General features: G+C 73.1%; 19 protein-coding genes. 15 read left to right on the top strand and 4 right to left on the bottom strand.

Annotation, left to right across the window (positions count from 1 at the left end; genetic code table 11):
• The first annotated feature begins 104 nt into the window (after positions 1 to 104).
• The 3 genes from AB0I79_RS46350 to AB0I79_RS46340 all read left to right on the top strand — a co-directional run bounded on the left by AB0I79_RS46350 (position 105) and on the right by AB0I79_RS46340 (position 4,318).
• Positions 105 to 1,229: a class I SAM-dependent methyltransferase gene (locus AB0I79_RS46350; RefSeq protein ID WP_357887701.1), complete on the top strand. Its 1,125-nt coding sequence runs from the start codon at positions 105 to 107 to the stop codon at positions 1,227 to 1,229.
• A gap of 72 nt (positions 1,230 to 1,301) precedes the next feature.
• Positions 1,302 to 3,248 (top strand): phosphopantetheine-binding protein, encoded by a 1,947-nt coding sequence (locus AB0I79_RS46345; protein ID WP_357887698.1) that lies wholly within the window; start codon positions 1,302 to 1,304, stop codon positions 3,246 to 3,248.
• The gene (locus tag AB0I79_RS46340) at positions 3,245 to 4,318 is read left to right on the top strand and encodes a saccharopine dehydrogenase NADP-binding domain-containing protein (protein ID WP_357887695.1); all 1,074 of its coding nucleotides are present in this window, start codon (positions 3,245 to 3,247) and stop codon (positions 4,316 to 4,318) included. Before AB0I79_RS46345 ends, AB0I79_RS46340 begins: the two co-directional genes overlap by 4 nt.
• 115 nt (positions 4,319 to 4,433) lie before the next feature.
• Here the strand turns inward: AB0I79_RS46340 and AB0I79_RS46335 are convergent, their stop codons facing one another.
• The gene (locus tag AB0I79_RS46335; RefSeq protein WP_357887692.1) at positions 4,434 to 5,219 is read right to left on the bottom strand and encodes a TetR/AcrR family transcriptional regulator; all 786 of its coding nucleotides are present in this window, start codon (positions 5,217 to 5,219) and stop codon (positions 4,434 to 4,436) included.
• An 87-nt stretch (positions 5,220 to 5,306) separates the two neighbouring features.
• On the opposite strand from AB0I79_RS46335, the gene AB0I79_RS46330 reads away from it, so the two are divergent.
• Both AB0I79_RS46330 and AB0I79_RS46325 read left to right on the top strand, forming a co-directional pair.
• Positions 5,307 to 6,251: an ATP-binding cassette domain-containing protein gene (locus AB0I79_RS46330; RefSeq protein WP_357887689.1), complete on the top strand. Its 945-nt coding sequence runs from the start codon at positions 5,307 to 5,309 to the stop codon at positions 6,249 to 6,251.
• A complete protein-coding gene (locus AB0I79_RS46325) occupies positions 6,248 to 7,066 on the top strand; it encodes an ABC transporter permease (protein WP_357887686.1) in 819 nt (272 codons plus the stop codon). Before AB0I79_RS46330 ends, AB0I79_RS46325 begins: the two co-directional genes overlap by 4 nt.
• 17 nt (positions 7,067 to 7,083) lie before the next feature.
• On the opposite strand, the gene AB0I79_RS46320 is transcribed toward AB0I79_RS46325, so the two are convergent.
• Genes AB0I79_RS46320 through AB0I79_RS46310 form a run of 3 tightly spaced genes read right to left on the bottom strand, consistent with a single transcriptional unit; the run spans position 7,084 to position 8,807 of the window.
• Complete coding sequence (locus AB0I79_RS46320; RefSeq protein ID WP_357887683.1) at positions 7,084 to 7,992, bottom strand: NAD(P)-dependent oxidoreductase; 909 nt, start codon at positions 7,990 to 7,992, stop codon at positions 7,084 to 7,086.
• Entirely contained in the window at positions 7,989 to 8,390 is a 402-nt protein-coding gene (locus AB0I79_RS46315; protein ID WP_357887680.1) for a hypothetical protein, read from the bottom strand. Before AB0I79_RS46315 ends, AB0I79_RS46320 begins: the two co-directional genes overlap by 4 nt.
• A 3-nt stretch (positions 8,391 to 8,393) precedes the next feature.
• Positions 8,394 to 8,807 carry a DUF6463 family protein gene (locus AB0I79_RS46310; RefSeq protein WP_357887677.1) on the bottom strand — a complete coding sequence of 138 codons (414 nt, stop codon included), beginning with the start codon at positions 8,805 to 8,807 and terminating at the stop codon, positions 8,394 to 8,396.
• 110 nt (positions 8,808 to 8,917) lie between these two features.
• On the opposite strand from AB0I79_RS46310, the gene AB0I79_RS46305 reads away from it, so the two are divergent.
• The 10 genes from AB0I79_RS46305 to lanM all read left to right on the top strand — a co-directional run bounded on the left by AB0I79_RS46305 (position 8,918) and on the right by lanM (position 23,006).
• On the top strand, positions 8,918 to 9,460 hold the full coding sequence (locus tag AB0I79_RS46305; RefSeq protein ID WP_357887674.1) for a TetR/AcrR family transcriptional regulator: 543 nt from the start codon (positions 8,918 to 8,920) through the stop codon (positions 9,458 to 9,460).
• A 346-nt stretch (positions 9,461 to 9,806) separates the two neighbouring features.
• A complete protein-coding gene (locus AB0I79_RS46300; protein ID WP_357887671.1) occupies positions 9,807 to 11,837 on the top strand; it encodes a DNA/RNA non-specific endonuclease in 2,031 nt (676 codons plus the stop codon).
• Between the two features lie 219 nt (positions 11,838 to 12,056).
• Positions 12,057 to 12,392, top strand: a complete 336-nt coding sequence (locus AB0I79_RS46295; protein ID WP_357887668.1) for a hypothetical protein — start codon at positions 12,057 to 12,059, stop codon at positions 12,390 to 12,392.
• Between the two features lie 276 nt (positions 12,393 to 12,668).
• Positions 12,669 to 13,448, top strand: a complete 780-nt coding sequence (locus AB0I79_RS46290; protein WP_357887665.1) for a hypothetical protein — start codon at positions 12,669 to 12,671, stop codon at positions 13,446 to 13,448.
• Between the two features lie 133 nt (positions 13,449 to 13,581).
• Positions 13,582 to 13,920, top strand: coding sequence for a hypothetical protein (locus AB0I79_RS46285; RefSeq protein WP_357887662.1), 339 nt, complete (start codon positions 13,582 to 13,584; stop codon positions 13,918 to 13,920).
• Positions 13,921 to 14,015: 95 nt separating this feature from the next.
• A complete protein-coding gene (locus tag AB0I79_RS46280; protein ID WP_357887659.1) occupies positions 14,016 to 14,333 on the top strand; it encodes a hypothetical protein in 318 nt (105 codons plus the stop codon).
• Entirely contained in the window at positions 14,330 to 15,043 is a 714-nt protein-coding gene (locus tag AB0I79_RS46275; RefSeq protein ID WP_357887656.1) for a biotin/lipoyl-binding protein, read from the top strand. Before AB0I79_RS46280 ends, AB0I79_RS46275 begins: the two co-directional genes overlap by 4 nt.
• Positions 15,036 to 17,282 (top strand): cysteine peptidase family C39 domain-containing protein, encoded by a 2,247-nt coding sequence (locus AB0I79_RS46270; protein WP_357887653.1) that lies wholly within the window; start codon positions 15,036 to 15,038, stop codon positions 17,280 to 17,282. The genes AB0I79_RS46275 and AB0I79_RS46270 overlap by 8 nt, the downstream gene beginning before the upstream one ends.
• The gene (locus AB0I79_RS46265; protein ID WP_357887650.1) at positions 17,279 to 19,831 is read left to right on the top strand and encodes an ATP-binding cassette domain-containing protein; all 2,553 of its coding nucleotides are present in this window, start codon (positions 17,279 to 17,281) and stop codon (positions 19,829 to 19,831) included. Before AB0I79_RS46270 ends, AB0I79_RS46265 begins: the two co-directional genes overlap by 4 nt.
• Before the next feature lies 1 nt (position 19,832).
• Entirely contained in the window at positions 19,833 to 23,006 is a 3,174-nt protein-coding gene (gene lanM / locus AB0I79_RS46260) for a type 2 lanthipeptide synthetase LanM (RefSeq protein ID WP_357887647.1), read from the top strand.
• Positions 23,007 to 23,011 lie beyond the last annotated feature (5 nt).

Raw genomic sequence — 23,011 nt, 5'->3', positions numbered from 1 at the left:
CCTTCCCCAAGCATGGCAATGGAAACGGTTTTCATTGCTACACAACTTGGCCCGTTTGTCTAGATCTTGAAAATGATTACCGTTATTTCGTACGATCTCGCCTCATGTCGCCCCTGAACGACCGTGCCGACGGCGCCGGGCACGCCGCCGTCGCCGTCACCGGCGCCGACCTGGCCGGCGCGGCCGAAGCCGTCCACGACCTGGACCGGCTGATCCTGCTGGGCATCGCGGCCGGCCTGCACCGGCGCACCAGGCTGGGCCGGGGCGCGGCGCAGGAGACCGACGCGATCGCGAGCGACCTCGGAGCCGCACCCCGGCACCGCTGGATCGCCGGCCACTGGCTGGCCGCGCTCCACGAGGCCGGCCTGGTCCACAGGAACGCCGAGGGCCGCTACCACGACCTGCACGTCCCCCGGCGCGCGGAGCTGGCCGCCGCCCGCACCCGCATGGAAGCCGCGCGGCTGGCGCTCGGCTACCCGGCCGAGCTGGCCGAGCTGATGCTGCGCTCGCTGCGGCTGCTGCCCTCCCTGCTGCGCGACGAGGTCGGCGTGCAGGCGCTGCTCTACCCGGACGGCGAGCCCGGCACCGCCGAGGCCGTCTACCGCGGCAACCTGATCAGCCGCTACCTCAACGCCGCCGCGGCCGAGGTGCTCAGGGAGCTGGCCGAGCGTGCCACCCGGCCGCTGCGGATCCTGGAGCTGGGCGCCGGCATCGGTGCCACCACCGCGGACCTGCTGCCGGTGCTGGCGGGCAGACCGGTCGAGTTCTACCTGTTCACCGACCTGTCGCCGTTCTTCCTCGACACCGCGCGCCGCCGGTTCGACGCCGGCTTCCTGCGCTACGCCCTGCTCGACATCGCCCACGACCTGCCGCGCCAGGCAGGCGAGCTGGACCTGATCGTCGCGGCGACCATGGCGCACAACGCCCCGCACGTCGGCCGCCTGCTCGGCCAGACCGCCGCGTTGCTGGCCCCCGGCGGGCGGGTGCTGCTCATCGAGACCGTCCGCGAGCACCCCCAGTCGCTCACCTCGATGCCGTTCGCGCTGTCCACGCAGGACGGGCCGCCGCGCCGGCTCGACGGCCGGGCCGGCACCACCCGCACGTACCTGAGCCGCGAGGAATGGCTGAGCGCGCTGGAAGGCGCCGGGCTGCGGGTCGAGGTGGACCTGCCCCGTCCCGGGGACCCGCTGGCCGCGCTGTCGCAGCGCCTGCTCGTCGCCACCCGCTGATCACCCGACTGTTCACCCTGCTGTTCACCCTGCTGTTCACCCGACTGTTCACCCGACGATGGGAGTGCACGTATGAAGGAGCTGGCCGAGATCTGGTCGGAGCTGCTCGGCCTGCCGCCCGGCGAGATCCCGCACGATGTCGGGTTCCTGCGCCTGGGCGGGGACTCGGTGCTGGCGGTCCGCATGTCGGCACTGGTCCGCAAGCGGCTCGGCGTCGCGCTCGCCCTGTCGGACGTGCGGGTCGAGACCACGCTGGGCGACCTCGCCGAGCTCGTACGCCGGCACACCTCCGGCGACGGCCCCGCGTCGCGGGCGCTACCGCTCACCGTCACGCCGCGGCCGGACCCGCACGCCGAGTTCCCCCTGCTCCCCCTCCAGCAGGGCTACTTCGTCGGCCAGCAGGACGGCTGGGAGCTGTCCTACGACTCGGCCCACTACTACCTGGACTACGCGCTGACCGGCGTGGACGGCGACGAGGCCGCCGACGCGCTGGCGGACGCGGTCGAACGGCTCGCCGCGCACCAGCCCACGCTGCGGGCCCGGGTGACCCCCGACGGCCGCCAGCACGTCCTGCCCGCCGACGCACCCGGCGCGGTGCCCCGGGTCCGCGTGTACGACCTGCGCGAGGCGGGCCCGGACGAGATCGCCACCGCGCTCGGCGACGTGCGGCAGGAGATGAGCACCAGCGGCCCGGACCCCACCAGCGGCCCCGGCATCGACGTCCGGCTCACGCTGCTGCCCGGGGACGAGGGCCGGCTGCACCTCGGCCTGAGCCTGCTGATCTTCGACGGCTGGTCGTCCAGCGTGCTCAGCCGCGACCTGCTCACCTTCGCCGCCGACTGGAACGCCGCCCTGCCGCCCCTGGACATCCATTTCGGCGACTACGTCACCTCGCTCGCCGACCTGCCCGCCACCGAGGCCTGGCAGGCCGACCGGGACTGGTGGTGGTCCCGGCTCGACACGCTGCCGGGACCGCCGGCGCTGCCGCTGGCCGCCGACCCGCAGGAGGTGCGGCCGGTCACCATGGGCAACCGCGAACACCGCTGGAGCGCCGGGAGCTGGGCGGCGCTGCGGCGGCAGTGCACCGACCGGGGCGTGACCCCGTCCACCGCCATGCTGACGGCGTTCGGCGTGGTGCTGGCGCGCTGGGCCGGGCACCGCCGGATGTTGCTGAACTCGCTCCAGCTCAACCGCCTGCCGATCCACCCCGAGGTGCAGCGCGTGGTGGGCGCCTTCGCCGCGACCATGCTGCTCCCCCTCGACCTGGACCCCAGGGCCACGTTCGCCGGGCTCGCCACCGCCGTGCAGGCGACGTCCGGCGAGCACGCCGCCCACAACCTGATCACCGGTGTCGAGGTCGGGCGCGAGGTGGCCCGCCGCCGCGGGAGCTGGCGGCCGGTCGGGCCGGTCGTGTTCCAGAGCGTGCTCGGGGTGGACGCGGCCATGGGGGGCGGGCCGCCGGAGGAGGCGGGGCCGCTGGGCCGGGTGATCGCCGCCGACTACTTCCACCAGCTGCGCACGCCGCAGGTGGCGATCGAGGTGCGCTGCTTCGAGCTGGGCCCGGAGATGGTGGCGGTCTTCTCCCTGGTCGAGGAGCTGTTCGAGACCGATCAGGTGACGGCTGCGTTCGCGGAGTTCGTCGCGCTGGTCGACGCCCTCGCCGACGGGAGCGGCTGGGACCGGGTGCCAGGGTTGCCCGACGCCGTGGATCCTGGGTCCGTCGGCGGCTTGCGGCTCGGCCTGCTGCCCGAGCCGGCCGTCCGCCACCGGGAGGGGCCACCGGCCGACGACCTGGAGCAGGCCGTCGCCGACGTGTTCGAGGAGCTCCTCGAGGTGCCGGTGCTCGACCGGGCCGCCGACTTCTTCGGCCTCGGCGGGGACTCCCTGCTCGCGGTGCGGGCGGTCGTGCGGCTCGCCAAGGAGGTCGGCGGGTCCGTGCCCGTGCGCGAGTTCCTGGCCGACTCCACGGTGGCGGGGGTGGCCGCCGTCGTCCGCGCCCGCCTCGGTGACCAGCGGTGATCGGGATCCTGGGCGCCACCGGCGCGGTCGGCCGCACGGCCGCGCAGCGCATCGCCGCCTACGGCCTCGGACCGCTGCGCGTCGGCGGCAGGAACGTGACGGGGGCCGCGGACCTCGCGGCCTCGCTCACCGCCCCCGCGCACGCGGTCCGGGTGGACCTGAACGACCCCGCCGAGCTGGCTGCCTTCTGCGACGGGTGCCGGATCGTGGTCAACTGCGCGGGGCCCACGTACCAGGTGCTGGACACGGTCGCCCGTGCCGCCTTCGCCGCCGGCGCCGACTACGTCGACATCGGCGGCGAGCTGGCCGCCAAGGATGCGCTCACCGGCGGCGACGTCGCCGGTGACCGGATCGCGGTGTTCTCCGCCGGGGTCATGCCCGGCCTTTCCGGCCTGCTGCCCCGGCTGCTGGCCAAGGGACGCCCGTTGCGCCGCCTCGACGTGTACGTGGGCGGAGCCGCTGTCTTCACCCCGCTGTCCGCGGTGGACGCGCTGCTGACCAGGGGGCCGAGGTTCGGCGAGCCGATGGCGGCCTGGCGGGACGGCCGGGTGGCCCCCAACACGCTGGCCCCGCTGCACCAGGTGCGGCTGCCGGGCTTCCCGGTGCCCGTGCACGCCTGGCCGTACCTCACCACCGAGGCCCAGACCCTGGCCACCGACACCGGGGCCGGCGAAGTGCGCTCCTACAACGTCTTCGTCTCCAACCGCCTCCCCGAAGCCCTCGCCGCGACGTGGGCCGAGGCGCCGGACGCCCGCCCCGAGACACTGGCGCCACACGCGCAGACCGTGGTGCGCGCTTCCCTGCGTGACCATGCCGACTTCGGCGCCTTCTACGTCATGCTCTTCACCGCGCGCCCCCGTCCGGGCACCCCGCCAGGACCCACCAGGGTGCTGCTCACGGCTGTGGACTCCTACGCGCTGAGCGGGGTGGTGATGGCGCTGGCCACCCGGGCGGTGTCGTCCGGTTCCGTGCCGGCCGGCGTCCACCTGGCGGCCGAAGTGCTGGACCCCGACGCCACCACGGCCGCGCTGCAGAAGGACGCGCTGGTGGGAGGTCTCACCATCGAATAGGGCGAACCCTAGAGTCGCCCTTGCGGCACGATCGCCGCCTGCTCGTGCGCCACCGTCGGAACCCGGCATCCGACTTGCGGCCGGCGAGCGGGCCAGGCGGCTCCGGGATGGCCGGCTACGAGCCTTGCGCCGGCCCGTCCTGCCCTTCCCGCCCCTCGCGGCTTGCCGGCATCGCGGACCCGGCCGTTGGCGGGAGGGCTGTGGCGATGTAGTCGAGGACGTGCTTCAGCCCGTGCCGGAACTGGTCCTCGCGGCTCAGGTGCGGCCGGCGCGCCTCCGTCACGATCTTGGTGAAGATCGGGTACTTCCCGCTCTTCACCAGCTGGTCGACGTACGGGTGGCTGCGCGCCATCCACTCCGGCTCGCTGAGCCCGCTGCGGCGCAACTCCTCGGCCGAGCTGACCTCCTCCCGGACGGTGCCCTCGACGTAGCCGTTCAGCATGGCCACGAAGCCGAGGTTCTCGTCGATGGAGACGAAGGCGTCGAGCACTCCCATCAGCCGTTCGATCAGGAGCAGCTGGTTGGGGCCGAAGCTGGGGAGTGACCGCTGCACGGTGGCGATCCACGGGTGCCTCAGCCACATGGCCCGCAGCCCGTCGGCGTAGCGGGTCAGGTCGGCACGCCAGTCACCCGAGGGCATGTCCGTGACGTCTATCTCGCCCATCAGCCGGTCGGCCATGAGCTCGATCAGGTTGTCGCGGCTCGGGACGTACCGGTAGAGGGACATCGCACCGGCGCCGATCTCGGCGGCGATCCGCCGCATGGTGGCGGCCTCCAGCCCCTCGGCATCGGCGATCCGGACGGCCGCCTCGGTGATCTGGGCGCGGCTGTAGGCCGGCTTGGGCCCGCGGGCGGGGCGCTCGGGTCGCATCCAGATGTTCACGTACTCGGCATCGGTCACTGTTCCACCCCCTCCAGTTGCGTACATGGTACCCAGTGATCTAGCCTGGCCGCCACAACCGCGTACAACGTACCCAGTGGAGGAATCGTGACCGATCCGATCGTGGTCGCCGAGGGGCTGCACAAGTCCTTCGGCTCCACCCACGCCCTGCGAGGCCTGGACCTGAACGTCCCGAAGGGAACGGTCTGCGGCGTGCTCGGGCCGAACGGCGCGGGAAAGACGACCGCGGTGCGCATCCTGGCGACCCTGTCCGTGCCCGACGCCGGGCACGCCCGCGTCGCCGGGTACGACGTCGTCCGCGAGGCGGGCGAGGTGCGCGAGCGAATCGGGCTCGCGGGCCAGTACGCCGCCGTGGACGAGAAGCTCACCGGCCGCGGCAACCTGCGCATGTTCGGGCGCCTCTCGCACCTGCCCCGGCGCCGGGCGCACCAGCGGGCCGACGAGCTGCTCGACCGCTTCGGCCTGATGGACGCCGCCGACCGCCAGGTCGCCGGCTACTCCGGCGGCATGCGGCGCCGCCTCGACCTGATCACCTGTCTCATCCTGCGCCCCGAGGTGCTCTTCCTGGACGAGCCCACCACCGGCCTGGACCCGCGCAGCCGCGGCGAGATCTGGGACAGCATCCGCGAGCTGGTGGCCGACGGCACCACCGTGCTGCTCACCACGCAGTACCTGGACGAGGCCGACCACCTGGCCGACGCCGTCGCGGTCGTCGACCACGGCCAGGTGATCGCCACGGGCACGCCCGACGAGCTCAAGGCCACGATCGGCGACCGCCTCGACGTCACCCTCGAAGACCCCGCCGCACTGCCTGCGGCGGCGACCGTCCTGAACGCCCTGACCGGCACCGGACCCACGACCACCGGCGCCGACCGGCTCAGCGTCACCCTGCCCGGCACCGGCCTCCGCCTCGCCGACATCGTGCGCGAGCTCGACCACGCCGGCGTCGCCGCCGCCGACGTGAGCCTGCGCCGTCCCACCCTCGACGAGGTGTTCCTGCGCCTCACCGACCGCAAGGAGACCGTCCGATGACCGCGCTCACCTCCCCGCTCGGCCGCCTGCGCTGGACCCTCACCGACGGGCTGACCCTGGTCGGCCGCGAGCTGGGACGGCTGCGGCAGGAGCCCGGGCAGATCATCACCGCGCTGATCTTCCCGGCCGTCATGGTGCTGCTGTTCGGCTACGTCTTCGGCAGCGCCATCCAGGTGCCGGACGGCGGCGACTACCGCGAGTACCTCATGCCCGGCCTGTTCGCGATGGTGACCTTCTCCGCGTGGCTGGGCGTCATGACGCGGATGGCCGCCGACGCCTCCCGCGGCGTGATGGACCGGTTCCGCTCCATGCCGATGGCGCGCTTGGCGGTGCCGTTCGGGCAGACCGGCGCCGACCTGCTGACCGGCCTGCTGATGCTGGCCATCATGGTGGGCACGGGCCTGCTCGTGGGCTGGCAGCCGCACCGCGGCCTGATCCCCACGGCCCAGGCGTTCCTGCTGATGATCGTGCTGCGGTACGCGCTGAGCTGGGTGGGCGTCTATGTGGGCCTGGCGGTGAAGAACGACCAGGTCGCCGACGCGATGGTGCCGCTGGGCCTGCCGTTCACGATGTTGTCGAACGCGTTCGTCCCGACCGGCGGCATGCCGGGCTGGCTGCGCTTCCTGGCCGACTGGAACCCGGTGAGCGCCCTCACCGCCGCCTCACGGGAGCTGTTCGGCAACCCGGGCGCCCCGGCCGGAGACGTGGCCTGGCCACTCGCGCATCCGGTGACCGCCGTCCTGCTCTGGTCGGCCGCGCTGCTGGCGATCTTCGTCCCGCTGTCGCTCCGCGCCTACCTGCGCAGAGGACGCTGAACGCTCCGGGCATCCCCTCATGAAAGGGCCAGCCCTTCCCGGTAGGACGGGTAGGCGGGCGTCCAGCCGAGCTCGCTCTTGGCCAGGCGGGTGCTCAGCCGCAGCCGGGTCCCCACCATGAGGGCGTGCATGTACGGCGTGACCCGCAGCAGCCGGCCGGGCACCGCCGGCGGGACGGGAGCGCCGGCCGCCCTCGCCAGCGCCTTGACGTACTCGTCGAACCGGACCGGATGGTCGTCGGCGACGTTGTACGCCCGGCCCGGCCTGCCGCCCACCAGCGCCGCCACCGTGGCGGACGCGGCGTCCTCGATGTGGATCAGCGAGACGGTGCCCGCGGGACGGGGGACGGGAAGCATCCGCTTCCTGGCCATCTCCATCAGCTTCGCCGTGGTCGGCTCCGGGCCGTAGAACATGCCGTAGCGCAGGGAGATGCCGCCGATCGCGAAGACCTGCTCCTCGTTGGCGCGCATCGAGCGCATGTGCGGCTCGAAGGCGCCCTGGCCGGGTGCGGCGAAGGGGCGGTCCTCGGTCACCGGGTCCTCGCCGTGGTCGCGGTAGCCGTACCCCAGGAAGAACGACTGCGTGAGGAACGTGCCGGCGCCGACGAGCCCGGCGGCCTCGACGAGGTGCGCGGTGCCGCGCTCGCGCAGGGCGTCGGTGGCGTACAGAGCGCGGTGGAAGAGCGGGAGACCGGTGATCGCGGTGGCCTGGTGCACGACGGCGTCCGCCCGCACGCCGTCGACCGCGCTCAGGAGCGCGTCACGGTCCATCACGTCCGCGACCACGGCGGTGGCGCCCGCGCCGGCGAGCCGCCGGGCGCCGGCGGCGGATCGCGTGATGCCGCACACCCGGTGACCGGCGGCGAGCAGCCGGCGTACCAGGACCGAGCCCAGCGTGCCGGTCGCGCCGGCGAGCAGAACGTTCACGCCCTCACCCCCTCGCCCGCCGGGCGGGCGCGGCGGCCGGACAGTACGCGCAGCCTGGCCACCAGCCCCGCCAGCCCCACCAGGGAGAACGCCAGCAGCAGCCAGGGATCGGAGGCGCGGCCGCCGAGGCCGAGGTCGGTCGCGTGGTTGACCGCGTGGAAGGTGTTCGTGACCACGAACCCCGCCAGCACCAGCGTGACGGCGTCACGCCACCGCAGCGCGCACACCAGCATCAGCCCGATGCCGATCTGGAACACCCCGGCGTCATGCAGGAAGTGCACGTGGTTCGGCCAGCCGGCCCAGGCGGCGAAGCCCGCCGGATCGACCCGCGCCCAGACGCCGGTGACCAGCATCGACGCCGCGGACAGCACAACGACGATCTTGACGAGGGTGCTCATGGGTCATGCCTCGACGGTCTCGACGGCCTCACCGGCCTTGACCGGCCGGCGCGCGGCCAGCAGGGCCAGCACGCCGATGGCCACGACGGGCCAGCCGCCCGTGACGGGGAAGTAGAACACGCACAACGGTATGCCGATGACCACCAGGTACCACCCGAGCTGGGCGGGCAGGCGGCCCGTCGTACGGATGACGTGCCGGGCGAGAGTGCCCATGGCGAGGAGGGTGACGCCGGAGACCAGGAACCAGACGCTGGCCTCGCGGGCGAAGTAGTCGCCGGCCTCGGTGTCGACGACGGTGCGCCAGAAGCCGTCGCCGGCGATGGCGGCCCAGGCGTTGGGCTGGACGAAGGCCCACACGAAGTGCAGCAGCGCGGTGATGATGATCAGTCGGGGGACCCAGCGGGTCAGCGTGTTCACGGGATGCCTCCCAGTTCTGCCGGCCGGTGGCCGTGATGTCGTGCCGCCGACCATACCGTACCTAATGGTATGGCCCGATCGCGGGGTATACCATCTGGTACGGTATGGCCATGGTGTCCAAGCGTGACTGGCTGGAGGCCGGGCTCGCCATCGCGACGCGGGACGGCATCCGAGCACTGACGATCGAACGGCTGTGCGCCGGCCTCGGCCTCACCAAGGGCTCCTTCTACCACCACTTCAAGGGCATCCGCGGCTACAAGTCCGACCTGCTCGCGCACATCGAGGCCGAGCACACCGGCCGCTTCATCGCCGACGCGGAGGCCGCGGGCGCGAGCGGCCACGACAAGATCCAGCGCCTCCTCGACCTGGTGCTGGAGGCACATGCGGGCAGCCGCGACCTGGAGACTGCCGTACGCGCCTGGGCCCGGCAGGACGCCGGCGTCCGCGCGTTCCAGGAACGCGTCGACGGCATGCGTGTGGACTACCTGCGCACGCTGTGGCTGGAACTCGGCGGCAGGCCGGAGGAGGCCGAGCGCATGGCCATGCTCCTCTACCTGATCCTGGTCGGCGCCCAGCAGGTCGTTCCGCCCGTCCCAGCCGAGGAGCTGCGCGGCGTCTACGCCCTGGCGATGCGCTCCGCCTCTCCCGGCTGACCGGTCCTCCGGCCACCCGCACATCCGGCGCACCTGACGGGACCGACCCGAGAATACGCTGTGTGGCCGCCCGCCCTGAGCCGCTGACCGGAGCAGCCTGATCACCTGTGGAGTGATCGCGCTCTCGCGCGCAGAAGGCCAGGACCCCGGCTCGCGCGAGGCTCCTGGACGACCATCGCCCGGCCGCCACGGCGCTCTCCCCCAGTGCCGTCTCGGACCGGCGAAGTTTCCCACAAATATGCAGGTCAGAGGGTCGAGGGAGACTTACATGCTCTCTGTCGGGGAATACGCCCCCATGCCAGGAAAGCGATGGGCTGGCCGGATATCGGGGGAATGAGGACAGGGCATGACCACGGTCGAAAGAGCGCCCGCCGGGCTGCGGGAAGAGGTGGCGGCGCGGGTGGCCACCAGAAGTGAGCAGCGCCGGCGGACGGCCGCCCTGCTCGCCGAGCCGGGCGGGATCGCCCGGGCCGATGAGCCGGTACGGGTGGCCACCCGCATCGATCGGCTCAGCCACCACTACCGGGACATCCACCCCATCGACCCCGCAGCGATCACCGCGGCGGACCCGGCAGCCGTGACAGCGGCGGTGGCGGTGCTGGAGCGGATCATCCAAACCGATGACCTGCTCCCTGTCGGCTACCTGGAAGGCGGGGCGGCGGCGGCACGAGCGGTCGGGCGGGTGGTCGTCCGTGACCCCCGAGGGCGGCTGGCCGGCTACGGCACCGGATCGCTGGTCTCCCCGGACCTGCTGCTCACCAACCACCACGTGCTCGCCGATGCCGGCACGGCCGGCCGCAGCGGCGTCGAGTTCGACTACCAGGACGGCATGGACGGGCGGCCGCTGCCGCTGCAGGGGTTCTCCCTGGATCCGGGCCGGTTCTTCTTCGCCGACCGAGAGCTGGACTTCGCGCTGGTGGCGGTGAAGGCCACCCCGGGTGAGCTGGCCCCGTTCGGGTTCAATCCGCTGGTGGCGTCCGAGGGCAAGGTCATCATCGGCGACTTCGTCACGATCATCCAGCATCCGGGCGGAGAGAAGAAACAGGTCGCCCTCCGGGAGAACCGGATCGTCGACATCCTGGAATCGTTCCTGCACTACCAGACCGACACCGAACCCGGCTCCTCCGGCTCCCCCGTCTTCAACGACCAGTGGGAGATCGTGGCCCTGCACCACGCCGGCGTCCCCGCCCCCGAGCACGACCAGTACGGCGGCTTCATCAACGAAGGGGTACGGGTCAGCAGCCTGCTGGCCTTCCTGCACCGCCAGCCGTTCCCGCCGGCCCAGCAGGCCCTGCTCGACCGGTTGTTCACCGAACGCGTCAGCCTTTCGCCTGCCCCGCCCGTTCCCGCCGACCGCTCGCTCACCCGGCAGGCCGAGCCCGTGGAGCCGGCGATGGAGCGGCCGGCCGACGGGCAGCTGCCGCTGACGCTCACCCTGACGGCCCCCTTCGACATCCGGCTCCGCGGGCCGGTCGCCGGGAACGGCCCGGTCGCGGCAGCGCCGGAGGCGATCCAGATCGATCCGGACTATGCCGGTCGCCGCGGCTACGACCCGGATTTCCTGCCGGGCGCGCATCGGGTGCCGCTGCCCACCCTGCATCCCGAGCTCGTCCCGCTGGCGGCCATCAACCGGCAGGCCGGTGACGGGCCGGCGTACGTGCTGAACTACCACCACTTCAGCGTGGTGATGAACCGGCAACGGCGGCTGGCCTTCTTCACCGCGGTCAACATCGACGGCGAGACCAGCCTGCGCATCCGCCGCGACCCCGACCGCTGGATCTTCGACCCTCGCCTCCCCGACAGCGAACAGACCGGGGAGGAGGTCTACCGCGACAACCCCCTGGACCGCGGCCACCTGGTCCGCCGCCTCGACCCCGCGTGGGGAGCCAGCCACGCGGTGGCCAAGTCCGGCAACGACGACACCTTCCACTTCACCAACTGCACCCCGCAGCACAAGGACTTCAACCAGAACCAGACGACCTGGGCCGGCCTGGAGGACTACATCCTGGACAACGCCGACACCCGCGACCTGAAGGCCACCGTCTTCACCGGCCCGGTCCTGGCGGCCGACGACGACCCCTACCGAGGCGTCCAGCTGCCCCGCCAGTATTGGAAGGTCGTGGCGATGGTCAAGCAGAACAACGAGCTGTCGGCCACCGGCTACCTGCTCAGCCAGGACCACCTCGTCGCCGGTCTGGAAGCCGTCCCCGCGGAGTTCTCCTACGGCGCCTACAAGACCTACCAGGTCCCGATCCGGCGCATCGAAGACCTCACCCGGCTGTCGTTCGGCACTCTCGCCGACGCCGACCCCTTGGCCCGCATGGAAGCGGCCACCACGGCCCTGGAGATCACCGACCTTCGCCGGCTCACCCTCTGAAAGCGCTTGAAGGTCGCCGCTGGCCCCCCGTCCCGATCGGGGCGGGGGGCAAATGTCACATGACAGTTATCACAGGCGGTTCGTGTTAGTTGTTTCTACCGGCGGACGGCGCCGCGGGCGAGGCTTGAGCTGCGACAAGGGGCAGCGAGCAGTCCAGATGCCCGCTGCCACTCCCATCGGATCTCGGCTGTGAGCCGGGGCGGAAGGAGAGTGGGCCCGATGGCCGAAAGCCTCTACATTCTCGGTGACGAGGACCGCAAGAAGTTCGCCAGGCTGATCGCCGCCGCGTGGTCGGCGGACGAGGTGAAGAACCGTTACGGCAGTGAGCCTCGCACGATGCTGGCCGAGTACGGCATCGTCTACCCGGAGGGCGTGGCCACGCCGCCGCTGCCCCCCAAGCCCGCCGGCGAGTTCAGCATCGAGGAGCTCGAGGTCGCGGCCGGTGTCGAGGCTCCGGCCGACGGCTGCATGGGCTCGGCCAGCTCGGTCAGCACCATCGGTGGCTGCGCCTTCACCGCCGCCACCTTCGGCTGTGGCGCGAGCGTCACGGAGTGACCGCGTCCCGGGGGCGCGGTCGGCGGTCGGCGCGGTCCGGCCCGCGGCGCGCCCTCGGGACCTTCGCCGTGGCACCCGGTGGCCCGCCGCCACCGGGTGTCTCCCCGGGATCGCCGCCACCAGGTGTCTCGTCCGGATCGCCGGGTTGACGGCTCCAGATCACCGGGTTAACGGCGCCGGATCGCCGACGGTGCGAAAAGCCGCGAATGGGCGAGCAATGAGAAAAGCCATCGGCGATGCGTTGCCTTCGCCCAGATGGGTTGTCATGATCCGCTTGTGGCCGAGACAGGTGTTCCCGGTACGAAGGTGGCGGCTCGGGCGCCACTGGAAGTGCGGCTCGGCCGCGCGGCGATCGTGGCATTCGCCCTTTATCTGATCATTCCCACGTTCGTCTACTACTTCGAGACCCCGCTCCTCACCAGCATCGTGGGCCCCGGCCTGGCGGTCGCGGTCCTCGCCGTCTACATCGCGACCGGCTGCACCGGCCCGCGCGGGCGCTGGCACCGGTGGGCCGTGGGGATCATGGCGCTCCTGGTCTATCTGCCGCTGCCGCTCCTGGGCGAGTGGTGGGCCGCCTCGGGCGTCTTCCTCGCCGCGATGGCGCTGGGGCTGCTGCCCAGGCCGTACGCGCTCCCGGCGTTCCTGCTCGTGGCCGCCGGCGAGACGGCCAAGGCGATGGCGCTCGGCGACGACCTCCCTGGAGGGCTGTCCTGGATGCTGTCCGTCACCGTGGCGGCCATTCCCCTGGCCGGCCTGACGCACTTCGCGGAGACGGCGCGGGTTCTCTACACCACCAGGGCCGAGCTGGCCAGGGTTCAGGTGGCGGCGCAGCGCGCGCGGGCGATGCTCGAACTGGAGGGCATCCTCGGCAGCCGGCTGGACGCCATCGCCGAGCAGGGCCGCAGGGTCGCCGCCAACATGGAGGGCGACGCCGAGGTCATCAAGAAAGAGCTGAGCCGCATGCTTGACATGGCTCGCGAGTCCCAGAGAGAGATGCGAGATTTCGCGCATCGCGCGCAGCGGCTCCCATCAGGAAATATCGATCACCAGAAATGACGAACATCACAATGCGCCGGTGTTAGTTGTTTCTGGCGGCGATCGCCGCCGATGGCGAGTCTGGTTCTCGTAGGCGGCCACCCCCGATCACCCGGAAGCGCGAGCTCCGGGGCCTCGTCGAAGAGGTGAGCTCATGCCCGGAACGCCGGGAACGAACGAAGATCCCAGCCTGTCCCCCGAAGCACTGTCATCGGAAGCACTGTCCCCGGAAGTACGCACGCAGCTCGCCAGATTCGTCGCCCGGGCCTGGTCCGACGAGTCGCTGCGGCGGGATTTCGAACAGGACCCGCGCGCCGCCCTCGCCGGAGCCGGCGTCGACTGGCCGCGCGAACTGCCCCCGCCTGGCCTGCCCGACCACCCGGGCCAGGCGATCGACCTGGAGAGCCTCGAATCGTCCGCGGGCGGCGCCCTCGGCACGATCGGCACCGTGAGCTGCCCGACCGGATGCTTCTCCGGCGGGCGGAACGCCTGACGACCTCGTACGTCACAGGCGGCGTGGTGGGCAGTCCAGATGCCCACCACCCCGCCGGAACGAGCATCTCATACACCGCGGCGGGAGGACTTGTGATGACTGTGGACACGATCGGCTGGGACACCGCCCAGCGAAGAGCGTTCGGTGAGCTGACCGCGAGGGCGTGGCTCGACGCCGACTTCAGGATCCGGTACGAGCGCGAGCCCCTCGAGGTCCTGGCCGAGTACGACCTCCGGCTGCCCGAGGGCACGCAAGCGCCGGCGCTGCCGCCGGAGCCCGGCACCGAGCTCGTCATCGAGCTCCTGGCCGGATCGCCCTCGGGGATCCTGCCGCCACCCCCGCCACCTCCCCCACCGTGCCTGCTCAGCCTCTGCTTCTGCCTGTACTCGCCGACAGGGAAAGACGTGCGATGACCACGACCGCGGTGGAGGCGCCGGGAGGGGAGCGGATCGACGAGCTCGTCTCCACGGTCCGGACCAAGGCGTGGCTCGCCGCGGTCGCACTCATCCTGGTCGCGGCCTGCGGGGCGAGCTGGGCGTGGCTGGGACAGGTCCGTGACGTGGTCCCCGGCACCGGCGTGCTGGTGGCAGGGGACGGTCCCGTGCCGGTGGCCGCGCCCGTGTCCGGCAGCGTGGCCGAGGTCCTGGTCCGGGTGGGCCAGGAGGTGAGCCAGGGGACGCCGCTGGCCGTGCTGGCCGACGAGCGGGGACGCAGGCACGTCGTGACGGGCACGGCGAGCGGGCGGGTGCTGCGGACGGCGGTCGCGGGCACCGCCCTGGCCGCGGGAGGCGCCGTCGCGGCCGTCGACCCGGCCGGCCCGCTGCGGGCGCTGCTCCTGGTCGATCGGGACAGGCTCGGCGTGCTCGAACCCGGCCAGAGCGTCACGCTGGCCGGCGCGGGCGGGCGGGGCCGGGTGAGCGCGGTGCAGCCGTACCCGGCCTCGGACGAGGTGCTGCGCCCGCTGTTCGGCCAGGACCTGCGGGTGGAGGGACGGCACCTGGTGACCGTCGACCTCGACCGGCCGGCCTGGCCCGGCGCCACGCTCACCCCCGTCTCGGGAGAGATCACCGTCGCCGTCGTCCGCCCCGTGGACGCCCTGTTCGCCGGAGGCCGCCGTGGCTGAGCGCACGACCGGCGGCACGACCGGCGGCACGACCGGCGGCACGAGCGGCAGCACGGCCGGCAGCACGGCCGGCGTCGCCGAGCGCCCGGTCAGGCCGCGGCCGGTACGCACCGAGCGCCGGCCGCAGATGGAGGACGCCGACTGCGGGCCCGCCTGCCTGAGCACGATCTTCGCCCACCACGGCCTGCGCGTCCCCGTGCACGAGGTCAGGGAGCGGTGCGGGGTGGGCAGGGACGGGCTCACCGGGGCCGGGCTCAAGGCGGCGGCCGACGAGTACGGCTTCACCATCGGCGGCTGGCGGGTGGAGGCCGACGCGCTGGAGACCTTCCCCGTACCGTCGATGATCTTCGTTGACCATCGGCACTACGTGGTGCTGGAGGGCCTGCGCAAGCGGTGGGCCTACCTCAACGACCCCGCCGTCGGCCGGATCCGGCTGAGCAGGGAGGAGTTCCGGCGGCGATACAGCGGGATCGTGATCGTGCCGCGGCCCGGGGAGAACTTCACCCCGGGAGGGGCGCGCTTCCCCAATGCCCGCTCGGCGCTGGCGAAGGTGCGGCCGTACCTGTCCACGCTGCTCGCCGTCGCCGTCATGTCGTTCATGCTGGCCCTGCCCGCGGCGGTCACGGCGCTGCTGACCAGGCTGCTGCTGGGCAAGGTGCTGGTCCCCGGAGGGGCGGCCTGGTCCGCGCCCGTGCTGTTCGGGCTGCTGTGCTGCGTCGGCTTCACCCTGATCGGCACGTGGGCGCAGCAGCGGCTGCTCAGCGCCGTGCAGCTCGCGATGGCGGCCGATCTGTCCGGCCGCCACGTGTGGCGGATGCTCAGGCTGCCGGGCGACCACTTCCACCGGCGGCAGACCGGCGGCCTGGTGACCAGGACGTCCTTCGGCGCGGGCCTGGCCCTGCTGCTGTCGGACCGGGTCGCCACCACCATCGCGGCCGTGCTCACCATGGTGGTGCACGCCTCGATCCTGTTCCACTTCCATCCGGCCTTCGCCGGGGTCGCCGCGGTGCTGGCGGCGGTGAACCTGGTGGCGATGCGGGCGGTCAGCCGGCGTACCGCGCCCCACCAGCAGCGGCTCATCTTCGACGAGCACCGCAGGGACAGCATGGCCTTCAACGGCGTCTCGATGGCCGAGTCGCTGAAGGCCGACGGCGCCGAGGGCTGGTTCTTCGCCAAGTGGGCGGGGCTGTCGGCGCGGACCATGTCGGCGGCGCAGGAGCTGATGCGGGTCACGCAGGCGCTGATGGTGGTGCCCGCGGCGCTCGGCTCGCTGGCCGGGGCCACAATGGTGATCACCGGGGCGGCGCTGATCGCCCGTGGCGAGGTCACGATGGAGACCGTCATCGCGGCCCAGCTCCTCGTGGGAGCGTTCCTCGTACCGATGTCCTCGCTGGTCGGGATCGGGGCGGAGGCGCAGATCGTGGTCGCGCAGACCAGCATGCTCGACGACGCGCTGTCCACCGAGCCCGACCCGCGGCACGCCGAGCCGCCGCACGCCCCCGTGGGGGCCGGCGGGCTGCGCGGCGCGGTGGAGTTCGACGAGGTCACCTTCGGTTACGACCGCCAGCACGGCCCGGTGATCGAGGGGCTGACGTTCCGCGCGGAGCCCGGCCGGCGCGTCGCGATCGTCGGGCGTACGGGCAGCGGCAAGTCGACGGTCGCCCGGCTGCTCACCGGCGCCGTCATGCCGTGGTCGGGGCAGATCAGGTTCGACGGGGTGCCGAGGGACGAGCTGCCCAGGGAGACGCTGTCCACCTCGATCGGGTACGTGGAGCAGAACCTCCAGGTGTTCGAGGGCACGGTGGCCGACAACCTGACGCTGTGGGACCCGACGGTTCCGGCGTACCGGCTGAACCGGGCGGTCGGCGACGCCCGCATCGCCGAGGTGGTCCAGCGCAGGGGCGGGCTGTCGGGCGGCTGGGTCGAGGAGCGGGGCCGCAACCTGTCGGGCGGCGAGCGGCAGCGGCTGGAGATCGCCCGGGCGCTGGCGCTGGCGCCGTCGGTGCTGGTGCTCGACGAGGCCACCAGCGCGCTGGACGCGGAGACCGAGGCGCTGGTGGACGCCAACCTCAAGGCCAGGGGCTGCACGTGCGTGGTCATCGCGCACCGGCTCAGCACCGTGCGCGACAGCGACCTGATCCTCGTGCTGGACCGCGGCAAGGTCGTCCAGCGCGGCACGCACGCCGAGCTCATCGCCGAGCCCGGTCTCTACCGCACGCTCGTCGAGGAAGCGGCATGAACGTGAGAACGCGCGGCCTCGGCCGCCCCGGTTACCCCGTCAGCGAGATCGAGCTGATCGACCCCTACGCCTGCTGGCGCGTGGTCGGCGGCTTCGTGGACGTGCTGCTGTCGCCCGTGGACGGCCAGGGCCCGCGCCGCCGCGTCCTGCGCGTGGAGAGCGGGCAGGTCATGCACGGCTTCGCGGCCACCGACCTGCCCGCGGGCTACACCGTCGTGGCCTCCCCCGCCGACGGGACGTCGGTGCACCGCGTACGCAGGGACACCGCCGCGCTGTCGGCCTGGGCGCGCCGCCTCGATCCCACGCAGGACCCGCCGGGCGAGCGTGAGCTGCGGGCGCTGCACCGCGCGGCGCTGGAGCGGGTGCTGCTGCTGGGCGAGGCCGAGGAAGCCGACCGGGACAACTGGCGGGCGGCCAGGGTGGCGGCCACGGACGAGACGCTCCGTCAGTCGTTCGCCGACGTCGCGGCCGCGGCCGGCGCGCCGCCGGCACCCGACGGCGGGCCCCGCACGAGCGCGGACCACGCCGCGAAGGTGGTTCGGACGCTGGGCGAGCACTGCGGCTTCGCCACGGCGGAGGCCGCCCCGAGTGCCGGCGACCCGCTCGGCGCGGCGCTGGACGCCGCCGGGGTCAGGCACCGGCGGGTGCGCCTGGAGGGCCGCTGGTGGCGCAGGGCCACGGTCCCCCTGATCGGCTTCACCCGGGACGGCGGGCGGCCGGTGGCGCTGTTACCGCACCGGGGCGGCTACCGCGCCGAGGACCCGGCGGCGGCCCCCTGCCGGGTGACGGAATCGGTGGCCGCGGCCCTCGCGCCGGACGCCTGGCAGATCTACCCGCCGCTCGGCCCGGGCATGGCCTCGCCCGTCGAGCTGCTCAGGTTCGGCATGCGCGGCCTGGGCAGGGAGCTGACCTGGCTGCTCTCGGCCGGCGGTGGTGCCGCGCTGCTCTCGCTCGGCGTGCCCCTGCTCACGTTCAGCCTGCTGAACTCCGCGGGCAGCCCCGGCGGCGGGCCGACGACGATCTGGATCGCGGTGACCATCGCCACCATGGTGTGCGCGAGCACCCTGCTGCTGGCCGTGCGCAACTCGGTGCTCGTCCGCGTACAGGGGCGGCTGCAGGAACGGCTCGAACCGGCCGTCTGGAGCCACCTCGTCTCGCTCGACCTGCCGTTCTTCGACCAGTACAGCACCGGCGAGCTGGTCCAGCGCGCCAACGCCATCTCCGACATGCGCAAGGCGCTCGGCGACGCCGCGGTCAACTCGCTGCTCGGCGGCATGTTCTCGCTGGTCGGCCTGCTGGCGCTGATCGCCGTGGACTGGCGGCTCGCCCTGGTCGCGCTGGGCGGGGTGTGCGGGCTGCTCGGCGTGCTCGCCGGCCGCGCGGTCCGCCAGCAGCAGCACGAGCTGATCATGCACGAGCAGTACGGCAAGGTCTACTCCCTGCTGTACGCGTGCCTCGGCGCGATCGACAAGATCCACGTCGCGGGCCGCGAGTCCCAGGTGTTCGGGCTGTGGTCCAGGCTGTTCGCCACGCAGCAGCGGGCGGCGGCGTGCGCCCAGCGCGAGCGGGCGGTGTCGGCGGCCATCGGCGCCTCGGCGCAGCCGGCGCTCCTGCTGCTCCTGGCCGTCGCGGGGGTGACCGTGGGCGTGCCCACGGCCTCCTTCGTGATCGCCGCCGTGGCGCTCGGCCAGTTCGTGCTCGCGCTCGGCCAGATGAACCGGGCGGTCGAGGCGGCCTTCGCCCTGCGGCCCCGGTTCGAGCGGCTGCGCCCGGTACTGGAGCGGGCGCCGGAGACGCCGCCCGGCGCGAAGGACCCGGGCGAGCTGAGCGGCCTGGTACGCCTCAGCGGCGCCTCCTTCGCCTACCCCGGCACCGCGATGCGCATCCTGGACGACGTCTCGATGGTGTTCAGGCCGGGCGAGTTCGTCGCGGTCGCGGGCCCGTCGGGCGCGGGCAAGTCCACGCTGGTCCGCCTGCTGCTCGGCTTCGACCCGCCCCGCACGGGCCAGGTGCTCTACGACGGCGGCGACCTGCGCGACCTGGACCTGCGCCGGGTACGCGCCCAGGTCGGCGTGGTGATGCAGCAGGCCAGAGTGCTCAGGGGCTCCATCCTGGAGAACATCGTCGGGGACGTGCCCGGCGCGACGGAGGAGGACGCCTGGCGGGCGGCCCGCCTGGCCGACCTGGACGGCGACATCGCCGCCATGCCCATGGGCCTGCACACGATCGTCGGCGAGGACAACGCCTCCTTCTCGGGCGGCCAGCTCCAGCGGCTGCTCATCGCCAGGGCGCTGGTCAAGCGCCCGCGCATCCTCATCCTCGACGAGGCCACGAGCGCCCTGGACAACCACACGCAGGCGCTGGTCAGCCGGAGGATCGCCGAGCTGGACATCACCCGGATCGTGATCGCGCACCGGCTGAGCACCATCAAGTCGGCGGATCGAATCTACGTACTCGACCAGGGGCGGGTCGTCGCCGACGGCCCCTTCGAGGAGCTGCTGGACCACAGCCCGCTCTTCGCCCGCATGGTCCGCCGACAGGAGGTCTGAGATGACGGTCCCGGTTCACGCCGGATACGCGGAAGCGCAGGGCGAGGGCCTGCTCGCGGTGCCGGGCGGGGACGAGCGCCTGATGGCCGTGCTCGCCGCGGCCGCGCCCTTTCCCGAGCGCGTGTCGGGCGAGTTCTTCGTCCCGGTGGCGGGGCGCAGCCCGCGTCAGGCGTCAGAACGTACCAAGCGCTGGCTCAAGGCGGCGGTCGGCGAGGACGAGGACGCCAAGCGGGCGCTGCTGCACCACCGCAGGCGCTCGGGCCGCGACCTCGGCGCGGGGCTCATCGACGTCCGGCTGGCCGACCCGCGCAGGCTGCCCGACTGGGGCTACGCCCTGGTGGACTTCCTGCTCGCGCAGCCGCCCACGGCCGCCGCCGACCCCGCCTCCGGACGCCCTGGCTCGCCGTTCGTGGCGTTCAGGCGCGCCGTCAACCGGCTGCTGGACATCAAGGACGGCACGGTACGCGGGGTGCCCGTCACGCCCGAGGCGCGCGAGGACATCGCGGGACAGCTCATCCAGCGCCTGACGCAGGTGTGCTTCTCCGGCTTCGCGTTCGAGGCGCAGCTCGCCGGGACCGGCAACGACGTGTCCGCCTGGCTGCAGAGCCCCGGCCTGGACGTCAGCCAGTCCGGCTGGCTGGACCGGCTGGAGACGCTCCCCGGGCTGGCCTACGTCATGGGCATGACCTGCCTGCAGTGGCGGCGCGTGGTCCACGAGCTGTTCGACCGGCTCAACGCCGACCTGCCGGAGCTGCGCAGGACGTTGTGGGGCTGGCGGGCGCCGGGGCCGGTCACCGGCTACTCCGGTGACTCCGGCGACCCGCACAACCACGGCCGGGTGGTCACGCTGCTGACGTTCGCCTCGGGCGAGCGGGTCGTCTACAAGCCGAAGGACCTGCGCTCGGTGGTCGGGCTGATGGACGTGTGCACGCTGCTGAACAACCACGGGCTGCCGCTGGCCCTGCACACGCGCACGGTCGTCTGCCGCGACGGCTACGGCTGGGAGGAGTACGTCACCTCCGAGCCGGCCGCCGACGAGGACAGCGTCCGGCGCTACTACACGCGGCTGGGCATGCTGGCCAGGCTCGCGCAGTTCCTGGAGTGCCGCGACCTGTGGGCGGACAACCTGGTGGCCAAGGGCGACACGCCGGTCTTCATCGACCTGGAGAACGTGCTGCAGGCCCGCATCGGCAAGCCCGCCCTCATCGGCGACCGCATCCGGTCCCTGTGGGGGAAGGTCGAGGAGACGGTGGCCAAGACCGCCGTCATCAGCTTCCCCCGGGTGATCGCGGGCGGCGTCCAGGCGCAGGACATCGGCTGCATGGCCGGGCTGCAGGAGCAGGTCGCGGTGAACTCCACCGGGTATCCGCTGGGCTGGGAGGCGCCGCCGTACCGGCCGACGTACGGCGCGGGCGAGCTGGCCCACCCGAACCACTACGCCGACGAGGTGGCCGAGGGCTACCGGCAGATGCAGGAGTGCCTGGCGAGCAACCGGGACCTGCTGGCCGACGCCCGCGGCCCGTTCGCGCTGCTCCAGGACGCGCCGGTCCGCTACATCTGGCGCAGCACCTGGGACTGCGTCGAGCTGCTCAACATGAGCCTGAGCCCCGGGGCGCTGGTCGACGGGATGGCAAGGGAGGTCACGCTCGCCCACCTGTTCCGCAGCGCCCGCGAGACGCTGCGGCGGGACCCGGGGCGCGAGGACATCCTGGAGCTCGTCGAGCAGGAGATCGACGCGTTCCGCCGGATGGACGTCCCCCTGTTCGTCTCCAGGCCCGGCTCCGACTCGGTGTTCACCCCCGACGGCGTCGAGATCCCCGGGCACTTCTCCGGCACGGCCTGGCAGCGGCTCCAGGACCGCGTCGCCGACCTGGCGGGGTTCCCGGTGGAGGAGCACCTCGCCGTGCTGGAGACCTGCCTGGACTTCACCGGCGCGAAGGAGCTGCCCGCCGCCTTCCCCGGGCCGGGGCCGCGCCCGCGTACGATCCGCGAGATCGGCCAGTACGTCTACGACGTGTCGGGCCGGCCGGAGGAGCCCGAGGCCGAGCTGCTGCTCGCCCGCGCCGGCGAGCTCGCCGACCAGGTGCTGGCCACCGCCGTCACGCTCGGCACGCCCGCGGGCGACCCCCTCGGCGAGCGGTCCGGCTGGATCGGCGTCGTCACCTACCCCGCGCACGGGCTGGACCAGATCGAGCCGCTCCAGGGCGACCTGCTCACCGGCACCGCGGGGCTGGCCGTCTTCCTCGCCGAGCTGTACGCCAACACCGGCGCCCCCGGCCACTGGACGGCCGCGCAGGACGCGCTGGACGCCTCGGCCGAGTTCGCGACGCTGTCCACCCGCTCGGCCGTCTACCGCCGGATGTGCGGGACGCTTGCGCCGGTCGGGGCGTTCGTGGGCCTCGGCTCGGCCATCTACGCGCTGAGCCGCTGCGGCGCCGCGCTGGCCGACGCCAGGCTCGTGGAGCGGGCGGCCGAGCTGCTGCCGCTGGCCGAGGAGCAGCTCGCCCTGCCGACCTCCGCCGAGCCCGTGCTGGGCCGGGCCGGGCTGCTGCTGGCCCTGCACAAGCTGCGCGAGGCGTCGCCGGTGGCGGTTCCCGCGGCCGAGGCGCTGGCCGTGCGGCTGCACGAGGAGCTGCTGGCCGAGCTGGCCGGTGGCGGGGCGACGCGGTCGCCGTACCCTCCGGGGGTGCCCGCGCTCGACGGGGTGCCCACCGGGCAGGACGGGCTGGTGTGGGCGCTGGCCTCCAGCGCGGGCGCGCTGGGCGCGGACCCCGCGCCCTTGCGGGCGCACCGCTTCGCGCTGGACACGCCGGGCTCGCTGCTGGCCGCCGTCGCCACGGCCCACCTGCTCACCGGCGAGGTGCCCGGCCCCCTGAAGGAGCAGGTGGCCAGGTACTGCGCGCCCGACCCGAGACGTTCCTGCGCGCGGCTCGTCGTGGACGCCGAGGTGGCGCTGCACACCGCCCGGCTGACCGGGGACGGGGCGCTGGCGCGCTCGGCCAGGGAGCTGACCGCCGAGCTGCTGCGCCGCCGCGACCACACGGGCCGCTGGTTCGCCGACCGGCGGCGCGCCGACCGCCTGTCCCTGTCCGCCACCAACGGGCTCGCCGCGGCGGGCCTCACCCTCCTCCGGCTCGCCGACGACCAGGTCGCCTCGCTGCGCCTCGTGCACTGATCGAA

Source organism: Nonomuraea sp. NPDC050202 (assembly GCF_040656115.1).
In the GTDB taxonomy this organism is placed as follows: Bacteria; Actinomycetota; Actinomycetes; order Streptosporangiales; family Streptosporangiaceae; genus Nonomuraea.
Note: the sequence above shows the minus strand (reverse complement) of the source record. Positions and strands in the feature narration are given on the sequence as shown.